Raw genomic sequence first — 26802 nt, 5'->3', positions numbered from 1 at the left:
GGTGCGGCGCGGCGGCGACTGGAAGCGCAACTGTAAGATCGACAGTTGCGGTCCTCAGCAGAGCCCGCAATCCCATCACGCGGAGGGTCATGCGGTGGCCGAGCCCAATATCGCGCCGAATGGAGCCCAGTGGGCAGAAGCGGTGCCGTACTTTGAGCGCGACGAAAATTACTTCGTTCCAACCAAAATCGCGCGCGGCGGATGGGGCCCATCGCTCAGCGGTCATGTTGTCGGCGGACTTTTGGCGTGGGCGGTCGAGGATACGGCTGAGGATCCGGAACTGCAACCGGCGCGATTGACCGTCGATCTGCCCCGGCCAACGGCATTGGCGCCGCTCGAGGTGCACACGGAGGTGCGACAGGACCGGCGCCGGTTGCGGCTGGTCGAGACCGTGATCATCCAGGACGGCGCCCCGGTGGCGCAGGCGAGCGCACTGTTTCTGCGGCGCGGAGCACAGCCCGAAGGGCACGTCTGGTCACCGCCGTTGCAGATGCCCCCGATCCCGCTGGACGAGGCCTACTCGACGCTGTTCATGCGGACCTACGGCTGGGGCGCCGATGTGCAGAACCCCGATCCCGACTGGCCCCGGACCGACGGCCCGAAATACACGTGGATACACGAGACGCGCCCGTTGATCGACGACGAACCGCTCACCCCCTTCATCCGCGCGGCGATGGCCGGTGACATCACGGCCTCGATTGCCAACTGGGGCACCAACTCCCTGCAGTTCATCAATGTCGACTACACGCTCACGCTCAGCCGGTTGCCCGATGGCGACCACATCGGGCTCGCCTCGCTGACGCATCACAGCCACGACGGCGTAGCCAGCGGGTCGGCGGTCCTGGTGGACGCGAAGGGGCCGATCGGCACCGGCGTCTCCGTCGCGGTCGCGCACTCGGGATTTCGTCCGCCCTCCACCGATCCGTCAGCCAGGTGAGGTCGGAAGGGTAGGCGCGGTGACGTTCTGGGCATTGATCGCCGATGCGGCGCAGCGGGGATCGAGCCGGCCAATTCTCGCCGATGAGTACGGCCGCAGCCTGACCGCGCGTCAGCTGTACGACGCCGCATGCGTGACCGCCGCCGCCCTGGCCGAACGTGGCGTTCGCCCGGGCGCCGTCGTGTCCTGGCAGCTGCCCACCACGCTCGAAACCATGGTGGTGATGGCCGCGCTCGCGCGACTCGGTGCGGTGCAGAACCCGATCATCCCGATACTGCGGGAAAGCGAGGTCGGCTTCATCACCGGCCAGCTGGACACGGAATTCTTTGTGGCACCCGAGTTTTGGCGAGGATTCGATCACGGTGGGCTGGCTCGGGATTTATCGGCGGTCAGGGGATTCGAGGTCATCACCGTCGACCTGGCGACGCCCCCGTCCGCCGGCGAGCTGCGGCTGCCCGGCGCCGGCGCCGAGACCCTCCCGGCGCCACCGACATCCGCCGACGACGCTCGCTGGGTCTACTACTCCTCGGGAACCACCGCGGCCCCCAAAGGGATCCGTCATACCGACACGTCGGTCATCGCCGGCTCGGCCGGAGTGGTGGGCATGGTGGGGGCCAACAGCAGCGACGTGGATCCGATCGTCTTTCCGATCGCGCATATCGGCGGGGCCGCGATGCTGGCCACCGCGTTGTTGACCGGCATGCGGTTGGCCCTGTTCGAGGCGTTCGATCCGGCCACCACGCCGTGGGCCATCGCCGCGCACAATCCGACGTTCCTCGGCACCGCGACGCCGTTCTTCGTCGCCTTCCTGGAAGCCCAACGCGCCCAGGGCGATCGGCCGCTGTTTCCCTCGGTCCGGGGCTGCCTGGCCGGAGGCGCGCCCGTCACCGCCGAACTGGGGCGCCAGGTCCGCGAGACCTTCGGCCTGGCCGGGATCGCCAATGCCTGGGGCATGACCGAGTTTCCCTGCGCGACTTCGCCCCCGCTGAACGCCGCGCCCGAGGTGCTCGACCATACCGTCGGACCGCCGGTGCCGGGAGTCCAGGTTCGCGCCGTCGACGGCCACGGCGTCGAGCTGGGCGCCGGACAGGAAGGGGAGCTGCGGCTCAAGGGACCCCAATGCTTCCTCGGCTACGCCGACCCGACGCTCGACGCCGACGCGTTCGACGGCGCAGGCTGGTTGCGAACCGGCGATCTGGGCCTGATCGATGTCGACGGCAATGTCCGCGTCACCGGCCGCACCAAGGACGCGATCATCCGCAATGCGGAGAACATCTCGGCCCTCGAAATCGAGAATGCGCTCGCCACCCATCCCGCGGTAGCCGATGTCGCCGTCATCGGGATTCCCGACACGCGCACCGGTGAACGCGTCTGTGCCGTCGTGGTACCCGCGACGGCCGGCGGCGTGTCATTGGAATCCCTTGTGCGACATTGCCAATCACAGGGCCTCAGCCGCTACAAGCACCCCGAGCACCTGGTGGTCGTCGATACGCTGCCGCGCAATCAATTCGGCAAGGTGATCAAGAAGGAGCTGCGCGAGGCCTTCGGAGGAAGCGAGCGATGAACCCGATAGCGCATGCGAGCACGCTTCACGACGTCAGCATGGTGCCGGCGGCCCGGCCGCCTACAGCCCCTTGGGCGCATCGCGCACGGCCTGCACCGCCGCGGCATCGCCGTCGAAGTCGACCTGGGCCTGTCGCCCCACGACGAACAGCAGTAGCTCCTCGGGCGCCCCGGTCACCGTCACCGCCGGGCCCTGACCTGCGGTGAGCACCGTCTTGCCCTCCGTGGTACGCAACGCCACCCGGCCGGGCACCTTCGCGAGGGTGAACCGGGCCATCAGCGGCAGGGTGCGCCGCAACATCTTGCCCAGGGCGGGCTCCAGGGAGCGCGGCTCCCAGCCGGGCTGCGCGCGGCGCACATCCTCGTGGTGGATGAACATCTCGGCAACGTTGGCCACCGGATCGAGCAATTTCAGCGGCGAGTAGACCGGCGGGCCGGCGGCGAGCTTGCCGACCAGCTCGTCCCAGTCAGACTGCTCGGCCACCTGGTTCTGCACCTTCTCCGTGTGGGACGCGAAGTACGGGATCAGGATCCCGGGCGCCGCATCGGGGCGGTACTCGCGGATCACCAGGTGGGCGGCCAGGTCCCGCGTCTTCCATCCCTCGCACAGGGTGGGCGCGTCCGGCCCGACGCCGCGCATGGTTTCCACTAGGGCGGCACGTTCGCGTTGAGCAACAGACATGCGTTCAGCCTAGAGCCGGGTCGCCCGCGAAGGGACGGGTCCACCGGACACCAGTGGTCGGCGGCTCGGTAAATTTGAAACGTCATGCTGTCGAAGGGAATCTCATGAGCGCGCACGTCGAGCAGTTGGAGTTTCAGGCAGAGGCTCGGCAACTGCTGGATCTGATGGTCCACTCCGTCTACTCCAACAAGGATTCGTTCCTACGGGAGCTGATCTCCAATGCCTCCGACGCCTTGGACAAGTTGCGGCTGGAGGCGTTCCGGAACAAGGATCTCGACGTCGACACTTCCGACCTGCATATCGAGATCGACGTGGACAAGGATGCGCGCATCCTGACCATCCGCGACAACGGCATCGGGATGACGAGGGCCGAAGTGGTGGATCTGATCGGCACGCTGGCCAAGTCCGGCACCGCCGAGCTGCGCAAGCAGCTGCGCGAGGCCAAGAACGCCGCGGCCTCCGAGGAACTCATCGGTCAGTTCGGTATCGGCTTCTATTCCAGCTTCATGGTCGCCGACAAGGTCGAACTGCTCACCCGCAAGGCGGGCGAGAGCGACGCCACCAAGTGGGAATCGAGCGGCCAGGGGACCTACACCATCGAGTCGGTCGACGACGCTCCGCAGGGGACGTCGGTCGTCCTGCACCTCAAGCCCGAGGACGCCGAGGACGAGCTGCACGACTACACCGCGGAGTTCAAGATCAGGAGCCTGGTCAAGAAGTACTCCGACTTCATCGCCTGGCCCATCCGGATGGAGGTCGAGCGACGTGAACCGCGCGCCTCCGACGAAGAAGGTACGAGCGGCGAGGAGACCGTCACCGTCGAGACCGAGACACTCAACTCGATGAAGGCGCTGTGGGCCAGGCCCAAAGAAGAGGTCTCCGAGGAGGAGTACAAGGAGTTCTACAAGCACATCGGGCACGCCTGGGACGACCCGCTCGAGGTCATCGCGATGCGGGCCGAGGGCACCTTCGAGTACCAGGCGCTGCTGTTCATCCCGTCGCGCGCCCCGTTCGACCTGTTCAATCGGGACGGCCAGACCGGGATCCAGCTGTACGTCAAGCGCGTGTTCATCATGGGCGACTGCGATGAGCTCATGCCCGAATACCTGCGCTTCGTCAAGGGTGTCGTTGACGCGCAGGACATGTCGCTCAACGTGTCACGCGAGATCCTGCAACAGGATCGCCAGATCAAGGCCATCCGGCGCCGGCTGACCAAGAAGGTGCTCTCCACGATCAAGGATTTGCAGTCCGAGCGCCCAGAGGATTACCGCACCTTCTGGACCCAATTCGGCCGGGTCGTCAAGGAGGGCCTGCTGTCGGACTTCGACAACCAGGAGACGCTGCTGCAGATCTCCTCATTCGCCTCGACGCACAGCGAAGAGGAGGCCACCACCCTCGCCCAATACGTCGAGCGCATGAAGGAGGGCCAGACGCAGATCTTCTACGCCACGGGGGAGTCGCGTCAGCAGATCCTGAAGTCGCCGCACCTTGAGGCCTTCAACGCCAAGGGCTACGAAGTGCTGCTGCTCACCGACCCGGTCGACGAGGTCTGGGTGGGGACCGTGACGGAGTTCGACGGCAAGCCGCTGCAGTCCATCGCCAAGGGCGAGGTGGACCTCAGCGCGGATGACGACGAGAGCGAGGCCGAGCGCGAGGAGCAGCAGAAGGAATTCGCCGACCTGCTCACCTGGCTGAAGGACACGTTGACCGATCACGTCAAGGAGGTCCGCCTGTCCACCCGCCTGACGGACTCGCCGGCCTGCCTGATCACCGACGCCTTCGGGATCACGCCGGCGCTCGCGCGCATGTACCGCGCTTCCGGGCAGGACATTCCGGTGGGCAAGCGGATCCTTGAACTCAATCCCAACCACCCGCTCGTCACCGGCCTGCGCCAGGCCCACCAGGACCGCCGCGACGACCCCTCTGTCGCGGAGACCGCGGAATTGCTCTACGGCACAGCGCTTCTTGCCGAGGGCGGCGCGCTCGACGATCCGGCGCGGTTTGCCGAGATACTCGCCGCCCGGTTGGCCCGCACGGTGTAACCCGGGGTTTACCGGCAAATAGGCCATTTCCGGGATTGAAAACTCGCTGGCAGGGATACTTATATCCCATGCCTGAGTTTCGCGTTATCGACCCACGTGGCCGGGTCGTCGCGACGAAGAATTTTGCCAACGCAGAGGCCGCGTACGCCTGGTTCGTCAACTCCGTCGGCGGCAACACCGAGCTGGGTTGGCGCATGGAGGTCAACGACGACGGGCAATGGGCATTCTTCGATGACACGGAAGGCTTCACCGCGCCGGTGAGCCATCGGCCGACGAAACGCTGATCCGCCGCATCCGGCCGCCGACCACGCGACGACGCGCCCGGGCTCGCTCTCGCTCGACGTACGCTCCCACCATGCATGTCGACGCGATGACGATTCCCCAGCCGCTCGGCCAAATCGGTGATCTTGCCCGGCGGACCCGGTCCGCCGGGTTCTCCGGTTTGTTGTTCACCGAGACGGGCCGCACCGCATATTTGAACGCCGCCGTGGCGTCGCAGGCCGCGCCGGATCTCGAATTGTCGACGGGTGTCGCTGTCGCATTTCCGCGCAGTCCGTTCGTGACCGCCGCCGCGGCGTGGGAACTGCAGGAGGCCACCAAGGGGAAGTTCCGGCTGGGCCTGGGGACCCAGGTCCGCACGCACGTGGTGCGCCGCTACGGCACGGCCTTCGAGCGGCCCGGCCCCCGGCTGCGTGACTACTTGCTCGCCGTGAAGGCGTGCTTCGCGGCGTTTCGTTCCGGGACGCTCGACCACCACGGCGACTTCTACGATCTCGACTTCATCACCCCGCAGTGGAGCCCAGGACCGATCGACGCTCCGGACCCCAAAGTCGATATCGCAGCGGTCAATCCGTGGATGCTGCGGATGGCGGGCGAAGTGGCCGACGGTATCCATGTCCATCCGATCGGTGAGCCGGGATACCTGGCCCGGCACGTGCTGCCGACGGTCGCCGAAGGCGCGGCCAAAGCGGGCCGTTCACCGTCGGACATCGCGATCATCGTGCCCGTCATGACGATCGTCGGCGACACCGACGAAGAGCGCGACCAGCAGCGTGAGGTTGTGCGCGCCAGCATGGCCTTCTACGGCAGCACACCCAACTACGCATTCATCTGGGACGAGGCGGGTTTCGAGGGCACCACCGCCCGGATCCGGGAGAAGCAGAAGGCCGGAGACTACGCCGGGATGGCGGCCCAGGTCAGCGACGATCACATCGCGGTCTTCGCCACCGAGTCGACCTGGGACGGGCTCGCCGACGCGTTGACCGCGAAGTACGCGGGAACGGCAACGCGGTTGGTGATGTACAACTCCGTCGCCGATCAGGACCGCTTCGAGCGGTACGGCGAGGTGGCCCGCCGAATACAAGCGGTCAGCGGCTGAGCTGAATGGCCTTGACCACCAACAGCAATGCGCCGACCACCAAATAGCCGCGCAGCGCGATCATCGCGAGCCTCGTTCCCGCTGACCACGTGACCGGCTCGAGCAGAGCCAGTGGCGGCATGCGCCAGGTGTTGCGGTCGACGCCGCGCGCCGGAAGTTGAGGTCGGGGCCGCGACGGCTGCCGGCGAGCGACCCAGCGCAGCACCGGCGCCGCGGCCGCCGCGAGAATGACCAGCGCCAGCGTCAGGTAGCCCGCGACCGTGACGACGTTGAGGTCGGGAAACAGCGTGGTAGCCATCAGGATTCCGGACAGCAGCAGCAGGACTCCCACGATCAGCCCGGCGACCCAATTGAGCCAGGACCGATTCACCCACGGCCCCAACACCTCTCGGTCGTTGCACAGCAGCAGCAGAAACACGCTGGCGCTGGGCAGCAAGAGGCCGGCCAGTGCCTGCACGGCAGTGGTGATCAACCCCAGCGGGGCACCCGGGATCAGCACGATGACCGCGGCCAGCACCACCATCGCGGTGTAGGACAGGTAGAACTGTTTGGCGTCGGAGAAGCCACGGTGCAGCGAGTGCTTGAGGCCGAACACGTCTCCGAACGCGTAACTGGTGGCCAGGGTCACCGCCGCGGCCCCGATGATCGAGGCGTCCATCAGCACGATGGCAAAGATCGAGCCGAGTATCGGGCGGTGCGCGCCCAGTAGATGCGCCGTGGCGCCGGCATCGGTGAAGCCGCCAATGGTGTTGGTGGAGCGCGCCGCCCACTCACCGGTCATCATCAGCGCGGCGGCACCGACCACCACCACGAACGCGCCCAGCACGGTGTCCGCGCGTTCGTAGCCCATGAACCGGGGGGTGATGCGCTTGTCGACGACGTTGGACTGCTGGAAAAACAGCTGCCACGGCGCCACGGTGGTGCCGACGATGGCGATGATCAGCAGCACCGCGTCCGAGCTGACGCCCCCCGAAATACTGGGCACCACAAACGACTTCGCTGCGTGCCCCCACTGCGGATGCGACATCAGCAGCATCGGGATCTGCAGCAGCGTGACGGCGATGAAAATGAACATAGCCCGCTCCCACCGACGGAAGCTGCCGCTAGCCATGATCGCCACCAACGCGACCGCCGAGATCGGTACCACAACGTATTTGGAGACGCCGATGTATTCGGCGGCCAGGCTGATGCCGATGAACTCGGTGACGATGGTCAAGAAGTTGAGCAGGAACAGGTCGCCGACCGAAAACCAGCCCCAGCCGCGACCGAAGCGTTCGTTGATCAGCCGGGCGTGCCCGACCCCCGTGACCGCGCCGAGCCGCACCACCATTTCCTGGTTGACGATGAGCACCGGGATCAGCAGCAGCAACACCCACAGCAGCGAGTAGCCGTAGTTCTGGCCGGCCTGGGCGTAAGTCGCCACCCCGCCCGCGTCGTTGTCGCCGACCATCACGATGATGCCGGGCCCGACGATCGCGAGCAGGGTAAGCAGCCGCGTCCGCCAGGTCCGGGCATGCTCGGTTTCCCCGACGCTGATGCGCCCGAACGCGCCCTCGATATCACCCAGGTGCGCGCTGTCCAGCACCGCGGTGCGCCGCGTTGGTGCCGGCTCGGGGCGTGGCACGTCGACGCCCTGGGCGTCGGCCTCGGTGGTGTTCTCGCCGCCGGAGCTCACTGCGGGGAACCTGCCTCGGGCGGTGTGTCACGGTCGTCGGCGGCGATTTCGCGGATGGGGCGCGGCGCGGGCTCGCGTCGACGCCAGTCTTCGGGAATGGTCGCCTCCAGCACGTCGTCGACCGTCACCACCCCGAGTAGGCGGTCCTGCTCGTCGACGACGGGGATGGAGTACAGATTGAAATCGGCCATCAACAGCGCGATATCGGTGAGGTCCGCAAGGGCGTTCACCCGCACCGGGTCGGAATCCATTAGGGCCTTCAGCTTTTCGGCCGGATCGACCTGCAACAGGGTGATCACTGAGACGACACCGTCGAGACGCTTGTCCTCGTCGAGCACGTGCACCTTGATCAGCGCTTCGGGCTGGATGCTGCGCGAGGCGGCGATCAACGCCAACGCCTCACCCGCGGTCGCGGTGGCCGCGCACGTCACGGAGTCGACATTCATCAGCCCGCCGGCACTTTCGGGGTTGAACCCCATCAAGGTGATGACCTTGGTGCGTTGCGGCGCGGGCATCAGCTCGAGCACCCGGCGGCGCCGCGACTGGCGCAGGTCGGCGATCGCGTCAGCGGCATCGTCGGCGCGCATCCGGCCCAGCAGCGCGGCGACCTCGTTGTCCGGCATGTTGTCGAGCAGCCGGCTGGCTTTCTCCGGATCCAGCTCTTCGAAGACGTCGGCTTCCAACTCGGGGTCGCTGTGCACCCGGTCGAGGATCTCGCCGCCCTCGGCCTTGTCCGCTTCCTCGAGAAGGTCGGCGATCTCGGCCGCCTTGAGGTCACCGAACCGATCCGACAGGCGGCGAACGGCATCCGAGCGCGCGTGGCCGATCAGCGGTTCGAACGCCTTCCAATCGCGAGACGCGTGCCCGCCCGAATGCTTGATCAGCCCGAACAGTCGTGGTGGACGGCGGGTATCGAGGCGGGCGACCATCCAGCCCTCGCCGGTCTGTTCCAGCTCGACGTCGTAGGCGCGCACCAGCTCGACGGTCGCCACGTCAATCAATCGGTGGCCCAGCACGTCAGTGCGCAGCAACACCTCACCGTCGCGGCGTTCGAACCCGCGAAGGTCAACCTTGTTCTTGGTCAACAGAACTCGCTCCGCGGAATATTCGTCGATGGTTTTGTCGCCGATGAAAACCCGGCGTCCGCCGACCCCGGCCACGATCCCGGTCACCAGCGGATACTCCTCGGCACCGCGCAGCCGCACGATCACGTCCTCGACGCGACCCACGGTCTCGCCGGCGCGGGCCAACACCGGGGCGCGCAACAACTGCGAGAGATGGATGACCTGCTGCCCGGCGCGCTGCTTGGACGCCTTCTCCGATAGGGCCATTTTCCCTCCTCAAGGCGGTACGACCGAACCCGCGGCCAAAGTACCCGACTTCAGCGTCGCGGCGCCATGTATGGCGCGAAATCGATCGGTGGACCGTCTCGGCCGCCAGAGCATACGCTGCCGTTGTGCCGGGCGACTACCGCCAATAGGTAAACGGCAGAAGGCTATTGGGTTCGCCGGGGCCCGATGACACTATTGCTTGTCGACTTTCCCGGCGATCTGGTTGGCGATCGTGGCGCCGAGGTCCCCGACGTCCTTGCGGCACACGTCGACATCGATGACGACGTTATTGCGGACGGTCAGCGCCCGCTGGCAGGGTACGGTCACGCTCGCGCCGTTTCCGACGACGGTCATTGTCACCGGAACGCTCAGAATCCCATCGGCGTTGGAAACCTGGCCCACCTTCCACTGAAGTTCCGGTTTGCCGTCGGCGGCGGGTACGGTGTCCTGACGGTTGGCGCAGGCGGGCCAGCGCTGCGCCGACGTCGTGAAGAACGCGCTCGCCTGCTCGGGGGTGGGGAACAGCACCACAACCTGATATACCTCAGGGCTTTCCAGTTGATCCGCGCCCACGGGCGCCGGCGCCTCGTCGTGATAGCCGTAAACCGCGGTACTTCCGCTGTCGGCGTACACGGACGCCAACGCCGCGTGCACGGTGTAGCGGCATTCAGCGGGGAACGTGTAGTCCTCGCGCTTGAACGGATCTTCCAACAACTTGGTGATCGGTGGATCGCTGGACGTTCCGGTGGCACCCAGCACGGTGTCGACGTCGCTCGGCGAGAGCATCAGGTCGGGCAACGCGCCCTGCGCCACAGGAGTCTTCGACGACGCCGTCGTGGTGGCCGCCGACGAAGCGCTGTCGCCCTTGTTGGCACCGCCGCACCCGGCGACCAGTATGGCGGCAGTGGCAACGACAACTGCCGCGGTCAGCTGGCTCCTCATGCGCCGGAGCATACGACAGCAGCACCGTGCCGGGGTTATGTTCGCTGTGTGTCCGCAGTTGACTTCACCTCGGTGTCCCCGATCGTCCCCGTCCGGGACTTGGACGTTGCGCTCGGTCGGTATCGCCGGCTCGGTTTCGACGCCCGCGCCTACGAAGGCCCGGACCGGTACGGATTCGCCGATCGCGGGCCGGTGTCGATCCACCTCACCGAATGGGCCGAGCACGATCCGTTGCGCACGGCCGCCAGCGTGTATTTGTACGTCAGCGATGCCGATGCGCTCTATGCGGAGTGGGCGGCGCTGGAAAACCTCGAGGGCCGCCTCGTCGCCCCGCAGGACACACCGTACGGCTTGCGCGAATTCGCCTACGTCGATCCCGACGGCACCGCGCACCGGGTCGGCTCGCGGCTGAGTTGATCTCAGGCCTTCTCCGTTGCGGGAGAGGGCTTTTCGTCAGAGGTGGGTGTATAGCTGGCCTGGCTGTGGGCCAGCGCCACCGTCGCCGCCGCCATCAGACCCACCGACAAGCCCAAGGCCACCCAGCCGATGTCGTTGGTGTGCAGCGTCTCGCCCAGCACGGTGATGCCGAGCACCGAGCCGACAATGGGCTCGGCGACGGTGACCGCCGGCAGCGATGCGGTGAGCGGGCCCGCCCGAAACGCCGACTGCTCCCAGGCGGTGGCCGCGATCGCCAGCACCACCCAGACGTACAACTCGGGTGCCCGCAACAGCGCCGGGATGCCGCGGTCGAGTTGGTCCACCACGCCCTTGGTCAGCACCGAAAACAGTCCCCACAGCGAGCCGGACATCAGGCCCAGCAGCAGCGCGCCGACCGAACCGGGAAACATCCGCGCGCCGATCACGCACAGGACCAGCGCGGGACCCATGACCAACGCCACGATGGTCCACGTCTGCACCGACCCGCGCGGGGCCCCCTGCTGGGGATCGCCGACCGTCACCACCACCGCGACCGCGACGGCAAGCAGGATGGCCCAAATGCCTTGCCGGCGTGTAATTCTGCGGTGGTTCACCCTGGCGCTGATGAGCAGGGCGAACAGCAACGACGTCACCAGCAACGCCTGCACCAGCACCACCGAGCCCAGGCCCAAGGCCGCGGCCTGGAACCCGAACCCGGCGCCGGCCACCAGGCTGCCGGTCCACCAGTGCCGGTCACGCAGCAGCCGGCGGAAGAGCGCGAAGGTGCCGACGGGCTTATCGGTGACCTGTTGAGCGGATCGTTGCTGGACGACGTCGCCGGCGCCGACCATCAACGCGGCCGCGATCGCGAGCACTGCAGCGATGGCCGTGCTGCTCACGAAGTCCTCCTCTGCGCTTGGTACGACGAATTCCGCTTGTGGCGCAACCGGTTTGCATCATGTTCGCGTTCCGGATGGCGCCCGGTGAACGTCAGCTGTTGCGCCGAATCTTGAGCGCGGTGGTGATCATGGGAACCTGCAGCGGCAGCCGGGCCAGGGCGACGATCCGCATCGGCCACGGCTTGTCCCACCACAACCGGCACATGTTGACGTTGCCCGGGAAGACGCCGATGAACAGCGCGACGGCGGCCAGCGCGGCGGCCCGTCGGGTGCGCTGCGGTATTAGCAGGGCCCCGATCGCCAGCTCGGCGACGCCCGACCCGTAGGTGTAGAGCCGCGGGCTTCCCGGCAGCTCGACCGGGATGATGGAGTCGAACGGTTTGGGTGCCACGAAGTGCAGGGTGCCGATGCCGAGCAGCATCGCCGCGACACGGTAGGCGAGCTGCTGGGTGGTGTCACGGACGGCGACGGGTCTGATGGTCATGAAGTCATTGTGCCCATTGCGGCGACTGCTTACGCGCGGTCGGCGTCGGTATAGCGGATGATGCCGCGAATGTTGCGGCCCTCGAGCATGTCGCGATAGCCGTCGTTGATCTGCTCGAGGGTGTATTCGCGCGTGACCATGTCGTCGAGGTTGAGCTGCCCCAGCTTGTACAACTCCAGGATCGCCGGGATGTCGTACTGCGGGTTGCCGCCACCAAAAATGCTGCCCTGCAAGCTCTTCTGCAACAGCGAGAGTCCAGCGAGGTTCAGGGTGACCTCGTTGGACAGCACGCTGGCCATGCCGGTGAGGCAACAGACCCCGCCCTTGGCCGTCAGCCCCATCCACGACTCGACGTCCTTGCCCTCCACGTGGCCCACGGTGACGATCACCTTGTGGCACATGAAGCCTCGCGTCGCCTCGGCGATGCCGGCCGCGGCGCTGCCCACGTCGGCGAACGTCGCTGTGGCGCCGAACTTCAGCGCCTGTTCGCGCTTCCACTCGTAGGGATCGACGGCGAAGATGCGCCGTGCCCCCGCGATGCCGGCGCCCTGCAGCGCGGCGACGCCGACACCGCCGATGCCGACGACCGCGACGTCCTCACCCGGTGAGACCGCCGCGCTGCGCACCGCCGAGCCGTAGCCGGTGGTCACCCCGCAGCCCACCAGGCAGGCGACGTCGAAGGGAATCGACGGGTCGATCTTGACCACCGAGGTGTGATGCACCACCACGTACGGCGCGAAGGTGCCCAGCAGCGACATCGGGATGACGTCGCGGCCCCGCGCGGAGACGCGAAACGATCCGTCGGAGACGGATTGACCCGAGAGCAGGCCCATGCCGAGGTCGCACAGGTTGCGCAGGCCCGTCTGGCACGGTGTGCACTTCCCGCAGGACGGGATGAACGACATGACGACGTGGTCGCCGACGGCCAGGTGTTCGACACCCTCGCCGATCTCGGTGATGATGCCGGCGCCTTCGTGCCCGCCCAGCACCGGATAGCTCGGAATGGGGAAGTCGCCCGTCATCAGATGGTGGTCGGAGTGGCACAACCCGGCCGTTTCCAACTGCACGGTCAGCTCGCCGCGGCGGGGGTCGCCGATTTCGATCTCGTCGACCGACCACGGCTGGTTCAGTTCCCAGACCAGCGCACCTTTGGTCTTCAACGGCTTGGCCTCCGTCTTTACCCGAACCGCTTAATTGTTAGCGCCGTCACAGGAGCCCGGCCTACTGAATTTAGACCATTACTATTGCCTATACAGTATTTGATACGATTCGCGGCGTCTGACCGTCCACAACAACGAGGTTGAGAACATGGGAACACCCGTCATCGTCGGAGCCGCCCGGACCGCGATCGGCCGTTCGTTCAAGGGCACGCTGGTCAACACGCCGCCCGAGACCCTGATCACCGCCGTGCTGCCCGAGGTGGTCCGCAGGTCGGGCGTCGACCCCGCCGACATCGATGACATCATCTTCGCCGAATCCCATTACGGCGGTGGGGATCTCGCGCGTTACGCGGCGACCGCGACGGGCCTCGAGCACGTTCCCGGGCAGTCGGTCAACCGGCACTGCGCGGGCAGCCTCACGGCCATCGGCAACGCTGCGGCGCAGATCGGGTCCGGCATGGAGCGCGTGCTCATCGCCGGCGGTGTGCAGTCGCTGTCGATGACACCACTGACCAACTGGCGGATTCCCGGCCCCGAGCTGAAGTTCGAGGAGCGCTGGATGCCGCCGACGCACGTGGAGACACCGGACGCCCCCGCCAAGGACATGTCCATCACGGTGGGCTGGAACACCGCGCAGGCGGTCGGTATCACCCGCGAGGAGATGGACGCCTGGGCGGCCCGCTCGCATCAGCGCGCCGTTGCCGCCCAGGATGCCGGCAAGTTCGTCGACGAGATCCTGCCGCTGAAGATCACCCAGTTCGACGGCTCGGTCACCGAGTTCGCGGTGGACGAGCATCCGCGTCGCGACACCACCGTCGAGAAGCTCGCCGGCCTGAAGGTGCTGCACCCCGAAATCGAGGGCTTCTCGATCACGGCCGGTAACAGCAGCGGCACCAACGACGCCGCCGCCGGCGTGGCCCTGGTCGATCGCGACTACGCCGCGGCCAACAAGCTCAACGTCATGGGCACCGTCAAGGCGTGGGCCGCCGCGGGTGTCCCGGCCCGCGATTGCGGCCTCGGCGCCGTCAAGGTCATCGGGAAGGTGCTGCAGCGGGCCGGCCTGTCGCCCAGCGACGTGGCGCTGTGGGAGATCAACGAGGCGTTCGCGTCCGTCCCGATCGCGGCGTGCCGCGAATACGGCATCGACGAGGAGAAGGTGAATTTCTCCGGCAGCGGCTGCAGCCTTGGTCACCCGATCGCGGCCTCGGGCGCGCGCATGGTGACCACCTTGGTCTACGAGCTCGCCCGCCGCGGTGGCGGCATCGGCGTCGCCGCGATGTGCGCCGGCGGCGGCCAGGGTGGCGCTGTCGTCATCGAGGTCTAGCGGCGATCGCGAAGCCGACGCGGGTCACCGCCACCAAATGTGAGCCACCGCAAGGTAATTCGCACCGGCTAGTTGCAGAACGTGTAGCCGATGAATTGTGTGCCGCGGGTGTCGCCGCTCGAGTAATTGGCGAAGTGCACCGCAGGCGCTCCGTTGTACTGCGTGTTCATCTTCTGCACGTTCGGGGGTGGAGCGCCTTTGGGGAAGGCCAGAATCATGTCGGCGAAAATTTCCAGGCCGACCTGGCAGATGGCCTCGCGCCGCGGCTGCTGCGGATTCCACGCGTGCACGACCACCGGTAGGGTCAGCTGAGATCCCGCCGCACAATTCGGATCGCAGAGCTTGAACACCGCCGTGCCGGTCCCGTCGGCGCCCTGGGGTCCCCAGGAACTCCACGACATGTCCTGCAGCGCAACGGCCACACTGGCGCAGCCCAACACGTTGAGCCGCTTCGGCCGCGCGACCGGGGGGACGGACGGGTTGTAGCAGCCCGGGATGGCGAAGCTCTCCGGCGCCGACGGTGCCGGCTGGGCGCTGGGCGCCGTCGCGCTCTGCTGGCTACGGGTCAACTGCACGCCCACCACGGTGAGGACCCCGACCAGCAGCACCGCCACGACAATGCCGGCCCCGATCAATCGCCCCCGCGAGGTGTGCCGCAGCCGCCTCAATAATGGGACGTTGGCGTTGCCGCTCACGCTCACCAGATTACGGGTGAGGCTTTACCCCTGGGGGTGGTGCCCGCCGACGGGCATGACAGGGTAAAGTTGGTCATCGCTACCAACATATTGAGGATTCCCGGGAGCTGCCGATGAATGACCATGATCTGGCCGCGCGGCTGGCCACCGAGGCCGGTCGGCTACTGCTCGGGGTTCGCGAAGAGTTCGCCGACGCGGCAGCGGGCGACCGGAAAGCTGCGGGGGACAAGCGATCCCACGATTTCTTGATGGAGGCGCTCGCCGCCGAGCGGCCCGATGACGCTGTCCTGTCCGAAGAGGGCGCCGACGACCCGGTGCGATTGCGCTCGGACCGGGTCTGGATCGTCGATCCGCTGGACGGCACGCGGGAATTCTCCGAGCTGGGACGCGATGACTGGGCGGTGCACGTCGCGCTCTGGGAGTCCGGCGAGCTGGTCGCCGGCGCCGTGGCGCTGCCGGCCCAGGGCATCACCTTCGCGACTCCGGACATGGATTCACCTCCCGCCGTGCCGGGCAAGCCGCGCATCGTGGTGTCGCGCACCCGTCCGCCGGCCATCGCGTTGAACGTCCGTGATGCGCTGGACGGAGTTCTGGTGGAAATGGGCTCGGCCGGAGCCAAGGTCGCCTCGATCGTCCAGGGATTGTCAGACGTGTACGTGCACGCCGGCGGCCAGTTCGAATGGGACTCCGCCGCGCCGGTGGCGGTGGCGCGGGCCGCCGGGCTGCATACCTCTCGCATCGACGGGTCCGCGCTGGCGTACAACCAACCCGACCCCAAGCTGCCCGATCTCGTGGTCTGCCGGCCCGAACTGGCGGAAGCCGTACTCGCGGTGACGCGCTGACGTCAGGGCTCAATCGGGCGGTGCGCAGTGCAGTCCGACCCGGTGAGGTCGAGTGCGATGTCGACGAGCATGTCTTCCTGGCCGCCCACCATGCCGCGCCGACCGGCCTCTTCGAGCAGCGTTCGGGCGTCGACGTCGAATCGCGCTGCCGCAGCTTCCGCGTGACGGAGAAAGCTGGAGTAGACGCCCGCATAGCCAAGGGTCAAGGTTTCCCGGTCGACTCGGACGGGCCGGTCTTGCAGAGGTCGGACGAGATCGTCGGCGGCGTCCTGCAGTCGATGGAGGTCGCAGCCGTGATCCCAGCCGAGTCGGGTGGCCGCGGCGATGAACACCTCCAGCGGCGCGTTGCCGGCACCGGCACCCATGCCGGCCAGTGAGGCGTCGATCCGGGATGCGCCATGCTCGACCGCGGCGATGGAATTAGCCACCCCCAGCGACAGATTGTGATGCGCGTGAATACCGATTTCCGTTGATGGGCACAGTGTTTGGCGCAGCGCGTCGACCCGTTCGGCTACGCCGTGCATCGTCATGGCCCCGCCGGAGTCGACAACGTAGACGCACGTCGCTCCGTAACTCTCCATGAGCATGGCCTGGGCGGCCAACTGGGCGGGTTCGATCAAGTGGCTCATCATGAGGAATCCGACCGCGTCCATCCCGAGGTCGCGGGCCGTGGACAGGTAGCGCGCCGAGATGTCGGCTTCGGTGCAATGCGTGCCGACGCGCACGACGGCCGCGCCCGCACGGTGCGCATCGCTGAGATCGCGGAGGCTGCCAACGCCGGGCAACAGAAGCGTTGCGATGCAAGCATTCTGGACCACCCCGGCCACGGCCTCGATCCATTCGAGGTCGGTATGCGCCCCGAATCCGTATACGCAACTCGAACCGGACAGACCATCACCGTGGGCGACCTCGATCGAGTCGACTCCGGCGGCGTCGAGGGCGCGCGCGATCGCGGTCAACTGCTCGATGCTGTACCGGTGGCTCACCGCGTGCATGCCGTCACGCAGGGTCACGTCGCTCACGTAGAGGCATCGGCTCATGTTGTGGCCCCGGTGGTTTCGGCCGCATGAAGCGCGATCCGTTCCGCGGTGGCCTTCGCGGCAGCGGTCATGATGTCGAGGTTTCCTGCGTAGCTGGGCAGGTAGTGAGCCGAACCGGTAACTTCGAGCATGACCGTGACGCGGGTGCCGGTGAACTTGCCGGTCTTGGGGATGCAGAGCGGGTGGTCGTTGTCGAAGGTTTCGAACTGGACATCCCGCTTCAAGCGGTAGCCCGGTACGTAGGCGGCGACTCGATCAACCATGCCGAGGATTTCCTGGTCGATCTCGTCGTGGTCGCACTCCCCGTCGACGAGGCAGTACACGGTGTTGCGCATGAGCACCGGGGGATCGGCGGGATTGAGGATGATCACGGCCTTGCCGCGCTGTGCGCCGCCGACGGCTCGCAGGGCCGTGGCGGTGGTTTCGACGAATTCGTCGATGTTGGCCCGGGTGCTGGGGCCCGCGGATTTCGCCGAGATGGATGAGACGATCTCGGCGTAGGAAACGATTCCCGCCTTGCCGACCGCGGCGACGATCGGAACCGTGGCTTGCCCCCCGCAGGTGACCATGTTGAGGTTAGGAGTGTCCAGGTGGTCGTCGAGGTTTACTGCCGGCACGCAGAACGGTCCGATCGCCGCGGGTGTGAGGTCGAGCATTCGTATCCCGCTGTCGCGCAACGATTCCCAATTGGTTCGATGCGCGGCGGCCGAGCTGGCGTCGAAGACCAGCTTGATATCGGCGCAGTCCGGCATGTGCAGCAGGCCCTCGATGCCCTCCGTGGTGGTGGGCACACCGATTTGCCGTGCGCAGGCCAGCCCGTCCGAGTCTGAGTCGATGCCGACCACGGCGCCCACGGTGAGGGGTCCGTCGCTCTGTGAGATCTTGAGCATCAGGTCGGTGGCGATGTTGCCCGATCCGATGATGGCCACCGGCCATGTCTGGACAGCGGTCACTTCGACTCGGCGGCCATGCGCAAGGCGCTGTCGAAGAGGGCGGCCGCGTGCATCTCGAAGAGGGCCGGCAGGTCCATGGAGTCGCCGCCGACCTCCTTGGCGATGAAAAGGCCGTCGGCGCCTGCCATTGCGTAGGTGGCCAACTGATGGACCTGCGCGTCGGTCAGGCCGGGCGCGAGGTCGCGAATCGCCGGGGTCAGCGCCTCGACCGCGCGGTCGCGCACGGCGAGGAACATGGCACGTGCTCGCGGTTCGACGGGTCGCCGTTCCAGGGCGAGCATCAAGCCGAGCCGCAGGAAGTCGGGGGAGTCCAGCAGCGCCTTGGCGATTTGCATCGCCACCGTGGCCAGGCGCTCCCGCGCGTTGCCCTCGCTCGGCATTTCCCACGCCGAAAGCCAGTGCGCGAAGCTGCGTTCGATCACCGCGGCAATCAGGTCGTCCTTGTCTTTGAAGTGCCAGTAGATGGAGCTGGCCGGCAGGCCGCACTTGGCGCTGACCAGGGCGATGCTGGTGCCCTCGTAGCCGCGTTCACTGGCGATCTCGGTGGCCGCATCGAGGATGCGGGCCCGCGACGCCTCGCCGTCGAGGCGTCGGCGCCGCTGTGGTTTGTCGCTGCTTGCCACCGGAACTCCTTGCGGTCAGACCTTGACTCCGTAGTGATCACTACATTACCGTAGTGATCGTTACATATTCAAGGTGGACGTGAAGGCGAGACGGCAATGGACGAGCATCCGACCTATGACGTGGCGGTGATCGGCTATGGCCCCACGGGCGCCACCGCAGCGAATCTGCTTGGCCGCTTGGGACTTAGCGTCGTCGTGATCGAGCGCGACCCCGACGTCTACGGGCGGGCGAGGGCCATCTCCACCGATGAGGAGGTGATGCGCATTTGGCAATCCATCGGCCTGGCCGATCGACTACAACAGGACATGCTGCCTGACCGGCCGCTGGCCTGGGTTGACGCCAACGGCGTGCCGTTCGTGGAAACCACCATGACGCCCCGCGGCTGCGGGCATCCGCCGCAACAGTTCCTGTACCAGCCCGCGGTCGACCACGTGCTCCGCGCGGGCGTCGACCGTTTCGGCAACGTCGAGGTGCTGCTCGAGCACGAGTGCCTGCGCGCGGCCAACGGCGAATCGTGGGCCGAACTCATGCTGGCCGATCTTCGCACCGACACCTTCAAGCGCCTTCGGGCTTCCTACGTGATCGCCGCCGATGGCGGTTCCTCGCCCACCCGCGGCCTGCTCGGGGTCGGATACGCCGGCCGCACCTACACCGAACGCTGGGTGGTCATCGACACCAAGGTGATTCGTGAGTGGGACGGTCACGACCGGTTGCGGTTTCACTGCAATCCGGCCCGTCCGACCGTGGACTGCCCGACGCCCTTGGGGCATCATCGCTGGGAATACCCGGCCCGCACCGATGAGGACGAACGACGACTCGTCACCGACGAGGCGGTGTGGCGGGTCCTGCGCGAACAAGGCATCACCGAAGCTGACGTGGAAATCCTGCGTGCCGTCATCTACAGCCACCACGTGCGCGTCGCCGACCGGTGGCGTGTGGGTCGCATCTTCCTCGCCGGCGATGCCGCCCACGCGATGCCGCCCTGGATCGGTCAAGGCATGTCAGCCGGTGTGCGGGATGCGGCCAACCTGTGCTGGAAGTTGGCGGCCGTGGTGCAAGGGCATGCGCCCGATTCGCTCCTCGACAGCTACCAGGTCGAGCGAAAACCTCACGTCGTCAAGGTCACCCGCCGGGCGGTGCGCAACGGACGGATCATCACCGAACGTCGAAAGTCACTGGCCTTCTTGCGAAATCATCTCGTGCGTACATTGACGCGGGTGCCTGGTGTCCTCGCGGTTGCGCAGAAGCTGATCTGGATTCCCAATGCGCACTATCGTGCCGGCCTGTTAGCCGCCCAGTCGCATGCGGCCGTGGGCTGGCAGCTGCCGCAGCCATGGGTCACCGACCCTGCCGGGACCAGGCTGCGGCTCGACGATCTCATCGGGGGGCGTTGGGCGATACTGCATTTCGGTGCCGCACCGGCCGGGGCGGACCGGTGGCGACGGCTGGGAGCCGAATCGCTGACCGTCGCCAGACGCGGGGGTGCGATCGGCGATTGCGACGGGGTGCTGACGCGCTGGATGAGGGACAAGAAGGCCACGGCGGTCGTGGTGCGCCCGGACGGATTCGTTTACGCCGCGGCGGGACCGCGACGGCCTCTGCCGCCACCGCCTGCGGGCTTCACCGCGCTGGGTCTGACCGGCCAGGCCTCGCCCCGGATCGGGGCGACCGCATGACGCTCACGAACGCGATCGAGCACACGGTCACCATCGCGGGGAAACCGGTCTTCGTCTGCGAAGCCGGCACCGGACCGGCCGTCGTGATGCTGCACGGAGGCGGACCCGGCGCATCGGGCATGTCGAACTACACACGCAACATCGGCGCTCTCGCAGAGCATTTCCGCGTCATCGTTCCTGACATGCCGGGATACGGCAGGTCCGCCAAGGGCATCGACCACAGCGATCCATTCGGCTACCTCGCCGACATGATGCGCGGGCTGCTCGACGAACTCGGCATCGAGACCGCCCATCTCGTGGGCAACTCGTACGGCGGTGCCGCGGCCCTGCGCCTGGCGCTGGACACCCCACAGCGGGTCGGCAAGCTTGTGTTGATGGGGCCGGGTGGAATCGGTACGACGAGAGGCCTTCCCACGAACGGGTTGAAGGCCCTGCTGTCTTACTACGGCGGCGATGGTCCGAGCCGGGACAAACTCGCCGCGTTCATCCGCACGTACCTGGTGTACGACGGCGCCGCGGTACCCGAGGACCTCATCGACCTGCGCTACCAGGCCTCGATCGACCCGGAAGTCGTCGCCGACCCTCCACTGCGCCGTCCGTCCGGACCGAAGGTCCTGCGCACCTTGTGGCGGATGGACCTGACCCGGGACAGCAGGCTGAAAGACCTGAGGACGCCGACGCTGATCTTGTGGGGCCGTGACGACAAGGTCAACCGTCCTAGCGGCGGTCCGATGCTGCTCAACATGATGCCGAATGCGGAGTTGGTCATGACCTCGCACACCGGACACTGGATGCAGTGGGAACGCGCCGACCTGTTCAACGAGCTGGTCATCGAATTCCTCAGCCCCTACTCGGCGCTCGCTGTGAGCACGCGATGAGCCCGTCGGTGTTCGGCAAAGTCCAGTTGGGCTACATCGTGATCGAGACCGAAAAGTTCAGTGATTGGCGACGATTCGGCCGTGACGCGATCGGCATGCACCTCAATGAAGGGCCGTCGGAGGCGTTACGATTTCGCCTCGACGACAACGAATGTCGGTTCCTGCTGCAACGCGGGCCCGCCGAGGACGTCACAGCGCTGGGTTGGCATGTGGATGACCACTCGACGTTCGACACCGTCGTCGACCGCGTCAGGGGCCATGGGGTGCCGGTGACCGTCGGGACCGACGAGCAGGCGGCCTTGCGCGGGGTCGAACGGCTAATCCGATTTCCTGGACCCAACGGCCTCGTCCAGGAGGTCTACACCCGCCCGCGCATCGCTGCGGCATCGTTGCGGACGGCAGCGCGTGGCGGATTCGTCACCGGCGCAGCGGGTATGGGCCATATCGCCGTCACCAGCAAGCGGCCGCATCAGGTGCGCGGGTATTACCAGACGGTGTTCGACGCGCGGCTGTCCGACTACATCGACGAGACGATCAGCGGACTGAAGTTCAAGATCCGTTTCCTGCGGGTCAATCAGCGCCATCACACCGTGGCCATCGCCGCCGTCGACCGCATGCGGTTGAACCCGATTCGCACGCGCGTGCAGCACCTCAACATTCAGGTCGCCGACCTCGACGACCTGACCGACGCCTACCAGCGCGTCAAACAACTCGGCTTTCGGATGGCGCTGGGCGTAGGCCAGCACACCAACGACAAGGAACTGTCCTTCTACGCCGTCACGCCGTCGGGATTCGAGTGGGAGGTTGGCTGGAACCCGATCGTGGTCGACGAGGCCACCTGGGAACCCGCCACCTATCGCGGCATCAGCATCTGGGGCCACACTCGAGAGGGACAAACGATCATCGACAAACTGGGCCAGTTCAAGATCGGGGCCGCGTCACTGATGCACGACGAGGACGTCATTCCCGCGCTCGCCGGAGCGGGCATCCCAGACCGCTGATCACCGACCTGCAGAGGAGCAGTCACCAATGTCGCGGATCGACACTCACCACCACGCCATCCCGTCTTTCTATCGAGACATGCTGCGAAAAGCCAGGATTGATGAAGCGGGCGGCCGGGCGCTGCCGGATTGGAGCCCGGACGCGTCGTTGCAGACCATGGCGGAACTGAACGTCGCCACCGCGATACTCTCGGTGTCGACGCCGGGGACCACGTTCCTGCCCAGCGCGGCCGACGCGGCCTCGGTGGCCCGCGACCTGAACGACTACCTCGCCGGGCTCGCCGCCGACCAACCCGACCGGTTCGGATTCTTCGCGACCCTCCCCATGCCGCACCTGCGCGAGTCCGCCGGCGAGGCCGCCAGGTCGCTCGACGAATTGCACGCCGACGGGGTGGTGCTGCTCGCCAACAGCGCCGGGACCTACCTCGGGCAGGACGGCCAGGACGACCTGTTCGCCGCGCTGGACGCGCGCTCGGCGGTGGCGTTCATCCATCCCGGCGAGCTGCCCGGGCCGGTGATCGAGGGGGTCGCGCCGTTTGCTGTCGACTTCCTGCTCGACACCACCCGCGCCGCGTATTTGCTTGTGCACAATGGGATTTGCCGCCGATACCCGAACATCAAGTTCATCCTCAGTCACGCGGGCGGGTTCGTCCCCTACGCCTCGTACCGGATGGCGGTCAGCATCATGGGCGACACCGGACGCAGCCCGGGTGACAGCCTGGATGACTTCGCCGGCTTCTACTTCGACACCGCGCTGTCGTCGAGCGCCGCGGCGCTGCCCAGCCTGCTGGCGTTCGCCAAGCCCGGCCACGTGACTTTCGGCTCGGACTGGCCCTTCGCGCCGGTGGCGGCCGGCAAGCTGTTCGCCGCCGGCCTGGAGACCTACCCGGGTCTGCGCCCAGAGGCCCGCGCGGCGATCGAGCGCGATAACGCGCTCGCGCTGTTCCCCCGGCTCGGCGCGGCCGCGCCACCCAAGCGCGGCTCCACGCTCGACCAGTTGCGCCGCGGCGCCAGCCGGGCGGTCATGCGCGGGGTCGTGCGGCTGGTCAACACCCGCTGACGGGTGCTCAGAGCCAGGCCTGCTGCCACGACTGGATGCGGTCGGCCAGTTCGGGTCCGCGGTCCTCTTGAATGAAGTGGCTGGCGTTGATCCGGGCGTGCGGCTGTCCCGCGGCGCCGGGAATGTGCTTGATCAGGGCCCTGTCCGCCTGCCCGAGGATGGGATCGCGGGCGCCGAAGATGGCGAGGAACGGCTTTTCCCAGCGGCCGAGCGCATCCCACGCTTTCCTGTTGGCGGGAATCGCCGGATCGGTGGGCGAGGTGGGCACCAGCTGAGGAAACGCGCGGGCCCCGGCCTGATAGGTCTTGTCGGGGAAGGGCGCGTCGTAGCCTGCCCGGACTTTTGACGGCACCCGGCGAACGGTCCCGGCGCTGACGATGCGACCGGCGGGCAGCACGGGGGAGTAGTGCGCGAAGGCGCGCCAGGCGTAGAAGGCCGGCGGGGTGCGCCGTTGCGCCGTGGGGAGGAAACCGTTGGCCACCACCAGCCGCCCGACGCGGTCGGGCTGCTCGACGGCGATGCGCAGCCCGATCAGCGATCCCCAGTCCTGCACGAACAGCGTGACGTCCCTGAGGTTGAGATGCTCGAACCACGAGATCACCCACTCCACGTGGCGCTGGTAGGTGTAATCCTCGACCCGGCTGGGCTTGTCCGAACGCCCGAAACCGATCAGATCCGGCGCGAGCACGCGGTTCCCGGCGTCGGTGAGGGGCGGGATCATCGTGCGGTACAGGTAGCTCCACGTGGGCTCGCCGTGCAGCAGAACGATGGGCGGCCCTTCGATCGTGCCCTCATCGAGGTAGTGCATGCGAAGCGGCCGGGTGTCGCTCGCGGTTACATCAAGGTAATGCGCAACGAACGGGTAGTCCTCCAGGTTTTCGAATCGGGAGTCCGGGGTTCGCAGCACATGCATATCAGCTCCTCCGGTGAACCGGCACCTCTGTTAGCCTCTCGCGCCGGCGCGAATTCGTCTAGTAGGAGATTCATTGAGGTGCGCCCGACGGGCGATTAAACTGGCTTGTTCATGGCAATTCGGCGCGCGGTTCTGCTCATAGCCGACATCGGCGGGTACACGCATTACATGCAGTGGAACCGGACGCACCTTGCCCATGCCCAGCTGACGGTTGCCGGCCTACTGGAGTCGGTCATCAACGCGGGCAAGGGATTGAAGCTGGCCAAGCTCGAGGGTGATGCCGCGTTCTTCTGGGCGCCGGACAGCCACGCCAAAGAGGTGGTGTGCGACCGCCTGTCGCGGATGCGTGCGTCGTTCCTGGAGCGGCGCGAGCGGATGAAGAATGACATCGCCTGCGAGTGCGCGAGTTGTGCACAGCTGGAGAAGCTGTCGCTCAAATTCGTCGTGCACATGGGTGAGGTGGCCGATCAGAAGGTGAAGCGCCACGTCGAGCTGGCCGGCTTCGATGTCATTCTGGTGCACAGAATGCTGAAAAACATGGTGCCGGTTGCCGAATACGTGCTGATGACCGATCCCGTCGCGGCCTGCCTCGACAAGCCTATGCGCGAACTTTGCATGCCGTTGGTGCACGTCTTCGACGGCATCGGGGAAACGTCGACGCACTACATCGACCTTGCGGCGGTGCAGGTTCCTGTCGCGGCACCGCGGCGCAGCTTTTTCCGCCGGCTCGGCGCGACGACGAGGTTCGAACTCGACAGCCTGCCGTTTACGCTCGGCATGAAGGAGCCCGCCCAGGGGTTCCGCAACCTGGGCCGCGGCGCCGAGGAAGTGTCCGCGTAGCCGAAAACCCCTGCGCCCCGGCGCCGTCCGCTACCGGGTGTCGGCCAGGGCCCGTCCCATCCGCGAGACCGCCTCGGTGAGGATGGCTCGCGAGGTGGCGAAGTTCAATCGCACGTGCCCGGTTCCGCCGGTGCCGAACACGTGGCCGGAGCTCAGCGCCACCCGCGCGTGATCCAAAAACCAGCGGGCCGGCCCGGACAGATCAGCAACCACCGCAAGACCATCGGCGCGTTCTTCGTCGAAGCCGAGCGCGCGGCAATCCAGCCATCCCAGGTAAGTGCCTTGCGGCCATTGGTATTTCACGCCGGGAAGGTGCTCGGCGACCAATTCGCCCAGCAATGTCCGGTTCTCGTCCAGGCCTTGCAGCGTCGCGTCGAGCCAGTCCCCGCCGCTCCGAAACGCCTCGGCATGCGCGATGACACCGAGGTGACTCGGCCCGTGACTGACCTCCTCCGGCATGCGGTCCAGGTCGGCGGCGGCCTCTGGTCCGGCGATGGCCAGCGCGGCTTTCAGGCCGGACAGGTTCCAGGCCTTCGATGCGGAGATCAGCGCGAAGGCGTTCTCGGCGCCCGGGACGGTGAGGAAGGGGGTGAACCGCGAGCCCGGCAGAATGACGGGAGCGTGAATCTCGTCGGACACCACCCGCACGCCGAACCGCCGGGCGAGCTCGGCGACCGCGCGAAGCTCGTCGGCGGTGTGCACCGATCCGGTCGGGTTGTGCGGATTGCACAGCAGATAGGCGACCTTCGCGTCCCTGGTGGCGCCCGTGCGAGCGCCAACGAAGGCATTCTCCAAGGCGTCCAGGTCAATTCGCCCGTCGGTGAGGGGTGCCTCGATGACGCGGCGGCCGTCGTGGGCGACGAATGCGTAGAACGGCGCATAGACCGGCGGGTTAACAATGACGGCGTCACCGCGATCGGTGAGCAGGCGCAACACCTCGACGACACCGAGCATGACGTCGGGAACCAGCGCGGTGCGGCCCACTTCCAGGTCGCGCCACCCCCAGCGCCGCGCCGCGAATCGGCTGACCGCTTCCGCCAGCGCGGTTCCGCAGGGATACCCGGTGTCGCCGTTGTCGATGGCCCTCCGCAGCGCTTCGGCCACCGTCGGTGCCAGGTTGACGTCCATCTCGGCGACCCACAGCGGCAGGACGTCGGCGGGGTGCGCGCCCCACTTCATGCTGGTGCGAACCCGCAGTTGCTGCAGCGTCAATTCCTCGAGCGGATTAACCGTCACGCCCGCAGAGTAACCGGCGCGGCCTACCCTCCGACAAACGCTTTTTGCGGGATGGTCAACGGAAGGTCCACCGAACTCAGCAATCCCGGCTGGGCGGCAACGACATACGGCACGGCGTTCACGACACGCATCGCGGTGGCGACCATCGCGCCCGCCCCGGAGGTCATGCCGCCGATGCCGGCCTTCGCGGGATCTTTCAGCGTCGCGGCC

At 66.9% G+C, this 26802-nt stretch carries 26 protein-coding genes and 1 pseudogene; 13 read left to right on the top strand and 14 right to left on the bottom strand.

The annotated features are described in order from the left end of the window. The first annotated feature begins 94 nt into the window (after window positions 1-94). The gene (locus ACYQ8K_RS14075) at window positions 95-937 is read left to right on the top strand and encodes a thioesterase family protein (protein WP_459969968.1); all 843 of its coding nucleotides are present in this window, start codon (window positions 95-97) and stop codon (window positions 935-937) included. 19 nt (window positions 938-956) lie between these two features. Continuing rightward, entirely contained in the window at window positions 957-2501 is a 1545-nt protein-coding gene (locus tag ACYQ8K_RS14070; protein WP_459969867.1) for a class I adenylate-forming enzyme family protein, read from the top strand. Window positions 2502-2561: 60 nt separating this feature from the next. Here the strand turns inward: ACYQ8K_RS14070 and ACYQ8K_RS14065 are convergent, their stop codons facing one another. Next, window positions 2562-3182 (bottom strand): TIGR03085 family metal-binding protein, encoded by a 621-nt coding sequence (locus ACYQ8K_RS14065; RefSeq protein WP_459969865.1) that lies wholly within the window; start codon window positions 3180-3182, stop codon window positions 2562-2564. 104 nt (window positions 3183-3286) lie between these two features. Here ACYQ8K_RS14065 and htpG point away from each other — a divergent pair, with 104 nt between their 5' ends. The 3 genes from htpG to ACYQ8K_RS14050 all read left to right on the top strand — a co-directional run bounded on the left by htpG (window position 3287) and on the right by ACYQ8K_RS14050 (window position 6602). Then, on the top strand, window positions 3287-5224 hold the full coding sequence (htpG, locus tag ACYQ8K_RS14060; RefSeq protein ID WP_459969863.1) for a molecular chaperone HtpG: 1938 nt from the start codon (window positions 3287-3289) through the stop codon (window positions 5222-5224). A gap of 68 nt (window positions 5225-5292) precedes the next feature. After that, window positions 5293-5508, top strand: coding sequence for a hypothetical protein (locus ACYQ8K_RS14055; RefSeq protein ID WP_459969861.1), 216 nt, complete (start codon window positions 5293-5295; stop codon window positions 5506-5508). Between the two features lie 71 nt (window positions 5509-5579). Next, window positions 5580-6602 (top strand): TIGR03617 family F420-dependent LLM class oxidoreductase, encoded by a 1023-nt coding sequence (locus ACYQ8K_RS14050; RefSeq protein ID WP_459969859.1) that lies wholly within the window; start codon window positions 5580-5582, stop codon window positions 6600-6602. On the opposite strand, the gene ACYQ8K_RS14045 is transcribed toward ACYQ8K_RS14050, so the two are convergent. From ACYQ8K_RS14045 to ACYQ8K_RS14035, 3 genes are all read right to left on the bottom strand, one after another. After that, a complete protein-coding gene (locus ACYQ8K_RS14045) occupies window positions 6592-8277 on the bottom strand; it encodes an NRAMP family divalent metal transporter (protein ID WP_459969857.1) in 1686 nt (561 codons plus the stop codon). The genes ACYQ8K_RS14050 and ACYQ8K_RS14045 overlap by 11 nt on opposite strands. Beyond that, window positions 8274-9608, bottom strand: coding sequence for a magnesium transporter MgtE N-terminal domain-containing protein (locus ACYQ8K_RS14040; RefSeq protein WP_459969855.1), 1335 nt, complete (start codon window positions 9606-9608; stop codon window positions 8274-8276). The genes ACYQ8K_RS14045 and ACYQ8K_RS14040 overlap by 4 nt, the downstream gene beginning before the upstream one ends. A 192-nt stretch (window positions 9609-9800) precedes the next feature. After that, on the bottom strand, window positions 9801-10550 hold the full coding sequence (locus tag ACYQ8K_RS14035) for a sensor domain-containing protein (protein WP_459969853.1): 750 nt from the start codon (window positions 10548-10550) through the stop codon (window positions 9801-9803). A 48-nt stretch (window positions 10551-10598) separates the two neighbouring features. Between ACYQ8K_RS14035 and ACYQ8K_RS14030 the strand changes: the two genes are divergently transcribed. Beyond that, on the top strand, window positions 10599-10967 hold the full coding sequence (locus ACYQ8K_RS14030) for a bleomycin resistance protein (RefSeq protein WP_459969851.1): 369 nt from the start codon (window positions 10599-10601) through the stop codon (window positions 10965-10967). 2 nt (window positions 10968-10969) lie between these two features. Here the strand turns inward: ACYQ8K_RS14030 and ACYQ8K_RS14025 are convergent, their stop codons facing one another. From ACYQ8K_RS14025 to ACYQ8K_RS14015, 3 genes are all read right to left on the bottom strand, one after another. After that, window positions 10970-11866, bottom strand: coding sequence for a DMT family transporter (locus ACYQ8K_RS14025; protein ID WP_459969849.1), 897 nt, complete (start codon window positions 11864-11866; stop codon window positions 10970-10972). Window positions 11867-11957: 91 nt separating this feature from the next. Then, a complete protein-coding gene (locus ACYQ8K_RS14020) occupies window positions 11958-12350 on the bottom strand; it encodes a DoxX family protein (RefSeq protein ID WP_459969847.1) in 393 nt (130 codons plus the stop codon). Window positions 12351-12379: 29 nt separating this feature from the next. Next, a complete protein-coding gene (locus ACYQ8K_RS14015; RefSeq protein ID WP_459969845.1) occupies window positions 12380-13510 on the bottom strand; it encodes an NDMA-dependent alcohol dehydrogenase in 1131 nt (376 codons plus the stop codon). A 148-nt stretch (window positions 13511-13658) separates the two neighbouring features. Here ACYQ8K_RS14015 and ACYQ8K_RS14010 point away from each other — a divergent pair, with 148 nt between their 5' ends. Then, the gene (locus ACYQ8K_RS14010) at window positions 13659-14834 is read left to right on the top strand and encodes a thiolase family protein (protein ID WP_064886141.1); all 1176 of its coding nucleotides are present in this window, start codon (window positions 13659-13661) and stop codon (window positions 14832-14834) included. Window positions 14835-14902: 68 nt separating this feature from the next. Here ACYQ8K_RS14010 and ACYQ8K_RS14005 read toward each other — a convergent pair whose 3' ends face one another. Then, window positions 14903-15469: a hypothetical protein gene (locus ACYQ8K_RS14005; protein WP_459969966.1), complete on the bottom strand. Its 567-nt coding sequence runs from the start codon at window positions 15467-15469 to the stop codon at window positions 14903-14905. Window positions 15470-15642: 173 nt separating this feature from the next. On the opposite strand from ACYQ8K_RS14005, the gene ACYQ8K_RS14000 reads away from it, so the two are divergent. Further along, window positions 15643-16371: a 3'(2'),5'-bisphosphate nucleotidase CysQ gene (locus ACYQ8K_RS14000; protein WP_459969843.1), complete on the top strand. Its 729-nt coding sequence runs from the start codon at window positions 15643-15645 to the stop codon at window positions 16369-16371. Between the two features lie 2 nt (window positions 16372-16373). On the opposite strand, the gene dmpG is transcribed toward ACYQ8K_RS14000, so the two are convergent. Genes dmpG through ACYQ8K_RS13985 form a run of 3 tightly spaced genes read right to left on the bottom strand, consistent with a single transcriptional unit; the run spans window position 16374 to window position 18987 of the window. After that, a complete protein-coding gene (dmpG, locus tag ACYQ8K_RS13995) occupies window positions 16374-17411 on the bottom strand; it encodes a 4-hydroxy-2-oxovalerate aldolase (protein WP_459969841.1) in 1038 nt (345 codons plus the stop codon). Beyond that, the gene (locus tag ACYQ8K_RS13990; protein WP_459969839.1) at window positions 17408-18340 is read right to left on the bottom strand and encodes an acetaldehyde dehydrogenase (acetylating); all 933 of its coding nucleotides are present in this window, start codon (window positions 18338-18340) and stop codon (window positions 17408-17410) included. Before ACYQ8K_RS13990 ends, dmpG begins: the two co-directional genes overlap by 4 nt. A gap of 20 nt (window positions 18341-18360) precedes the next feature. Next, on the bottom strand, window positions 18361-18987 hold the full coding sequence (locus tag ACYQ8K_RS13985; RefSeq protein ID WP_459969837.1) for a TetR/AcrR family transcriptional regulator: 627 nt from the start codon (window positions 18985-18987) through the stop codon (window positions 18361-18363). A 96-nt stretch (window positions 18988-19083) separates the two neighbouring features. Here ACYQ8K_RS13985 and ACYQ8K_RS13980 point away from each other — a divergent pair, with 96 nt between their 5' ends. From ACYQ8K_RS13980 to ACYQ8K_RS13965, 4 genes are read left to right on the top strand one after another with little or no spacing between them, the layout of a single operon-like run. After that, entirely contained in the window at window positions 19084-20664 is a 1581-nt protein-coding gene (locus ACYQ8K_RS13980) for a bifunctional 3-(3-hydroxy-phenyl)propionate/3-hydroxycinnamic acid hydroxylase (protein ID WP_459969834.1), read from the top strand. Beyond that, a complete protein-coding gene (locus ACYQ8K_RS13975; protein WP_459969832.1) occupies window positions 20661-21542 on the top strand; it encodes an alpha/beta fold hydrolase in 882 nt (293 codons plus the stop codon). The genes ACYQ8K_RS13980 and ACYQ8K_RS13975 overlap by 4 nt, the downstream gene beginning before the upstream one ends. Then, window positions 21539-22543, top strand: coding sequence for a VOC family protein (locus ACYQ8K_RS13970; RefSeq protein ID WP_459969830.1), 1005 nt, complete (start codon window positions 21539-21541; stop codon window positions 22541-22543). Before ACYQ8K_RS13975 ends, ACYQ8K_RS13970 begins: the two co-directional genes overlap by 4 nt. Before the next feature lie 28 nt (window positions 22544-22571). Continuing rightward, entirely contained in the window at window positions 22572-23603 is a 1032-nt protein-coding gene (locus ACYQ8K_RS13965) for an amidohydrolase family protein (RefSeq protein WP_459969828.1), read from the top strand. A gap of 7 nt (window positions 23604-23610) precedes the next feature. Here the strand turns inward: ACYQ8K_RS13965 and ACYQ8K_RS13960 are convergent, their stop codons facing one another. Continuing rightward, window positions 23611-24516, bottom strand: coding sequence for a haloalkane dehalogenase (locus ACYQ8K_RS13960; protein ID WP_459969826.1), 906 nt, complete (start codon window positions 24514-24516; stop codon window positions 23611-23613). 111 nt (window positions 24517-24627) lie between these two features. On the opposite strand from ACYQ8K_RS13960, the gene ACYQ8K_RS13955 reads away from it, so the two are divergent. Next, window positions 24628-25356: a DUF2652 domain-containing protein gene (locus tag ACYQ8K_RS13955; RefSeq protein WP_459969824.1), complete on the top strand. Its 729-nt coding sequence runs from the start codon at window positions 24628-24630 to the stop codon at window positions 25354-25356. Between the two features lie 30 nt (window positions 25357-25386). Here the strand turns inward: ACYQ8K_RS13955 and ACYQ8K_RS13950 are convergent, their stop codons facing one another. Together ACYQ8K_RS13950 and ACYQ8K_RS13945 are read right to left on the bottom strand one after the other, a co-directional pair. Continuing rightward, window positions 25387-26592 (bottom strand): MalY/PatB family protein, encoded by a 1206-nt coding sequence (locus ACYQ8K_RS13950; protein ID WP_459969822.1) that lies wholly within the window; start codon window positions 26590-26592, stop codon window positions 25387-25389. A 23-nt stretch (window positions 26593-26615) separates the two neighbouring features. Next, window positions 26616-26802, bottom strand: a pseudogene (locus tag ACYQ8K_RS13945) (dihydrodipicolinate reductase); the annotation flags it as partial.

The organism is Mycobacterium sp. MUNTM1 (genome assembly GCF_054660795.1).
Note: the sequence above shows the minus strand (reverse complement) of the source record. Positions and strands in the feature narration are given on the sequence as shown.

What these genes read in the sequence shown, in the direction of transcription:
- ACYQ8K_RS13955 (WP_459969824.1), top strand. Translation starts at nt 24,628, where the DNA reads ATGGCAATTCGGCGCGCGGTTCTGCTCATAGCCGACATCGGCGGGTAC.
- ACYQ8K_RS14000 (WP_459969843.1), top strand. Translation starts at nt 15,643, where the DNA reads ATGAATGACCATGATCTGGCCGCGCGGCTGGCCACCGAGGCCGGTCGG.
- htpG (WP_459969863.1), top strand. Translation starts at nt 3,287, where the DNA reads ATGAGCGCGCACGTCGAGCAGTTGGAGTTTCAGGCAGAGGCTCGGCAA.
- ACYQ8K_RS14035 (WP_459969853.1), bottom strand. Translation starts at nt 10,550, where the DNA reads ATGAGGAGCCAGCTGACCGCGGCAGTTGTCGTTGCCACTGCCGCCATA.
- ACYQ8K_RS13965 (WP_459969828.1), top strand. Translation starts at nt 22,572, where the DNA reads ATGTCGCGGATCGACACTCACCACCACGCCATCCCGTCTTTCTATCGA.
- ACYQ8K_RS14040 (WP_459969855.1), bottom strand. Translation starts at nt 9,608, where the DNA reads ATGGCCCTATCGGAGAAGGCGTCCAAGCAGCGCGCCGGGCAGCAGGTC.
- ACYQ8K_RS13970 (WP_459969830.1), top strand. Translation starts at nt 21,539, where the DNA reads ATGAGCCCGTCGGTGTTCGGCAAAGTCCAGTTGGGCTACATCGTGATC.
- ACYQ8K_RS13975 (WP_459969832.1), top strand. Translation starts at nt 20,661, where the DNA reads ATGACGCTCACGAACGCGATCGAGCACACGGTCACCATCGCGGGGAAA.
- ACYQ8K_RS14065 (WP_459969865.1), bottom strand. Translation starts at nt 3,182, where the DNA reads ATGTCTGTTGCTCAACGCGAACGTGCCGCCCTAGTGGAAACCATGCGC.
- ACYQ8K_RS14050 (WP_459969859.1), top strand. Translation starts at nt 5,580, where the DNA reads ATGCATGTCGACGCGATGACGATTCCCCAGCCGCTCGGCCAAATCGGT.
- ACYQ8K_RS13960 (WP_459969826.1), bottom strand. Translation starts at nt 24,516, where the DNA reads ATGCATGTGCTGCGAACCCCGGACTCCCGATTCGAAAACCTGGAGGAC.
- dmpG (WP_459969841.1), bottom strand. Translation starts at nt 17,411, where the DNA reads ATGAGCCGATGCCTCTACGTGAGCGACGTGACCCTGCGTGACGGCATG.
- ACYQ8K_RS13980 (WP_459969834.1), top strand. Translation starts at nt 19,084, where the DNA reads ATGGACGAGCATCCGACCTATGACGTGGCGGTGATCGGCTATGGCCCC.
- ACYQ8K_RS14020 (WP_459969847.1), bottom strand. Translation starts at nt 12,350, where the DNA reads ATGACCATCAGACCCGTCGCCGTCCGTGACACCACCCAGCAGCTCGCC.
- ACYQ8K_RS14010 (WP_064886141.1), top strand. Translation starts at nt 13,659, where the DNA reads ATGGGAACACCCGTCATCGTCGGAGCCGCCCGGACCGCGATCGGCCGT.
- ACYQ8K_RS14055 (WP_459969861.1), top strand. Translation starts at nt 5,293, where the DNA reads ATGCCTGAGTTTCGCGTTATCGACCCACGTGGCCGGGTCGTCGCGACG.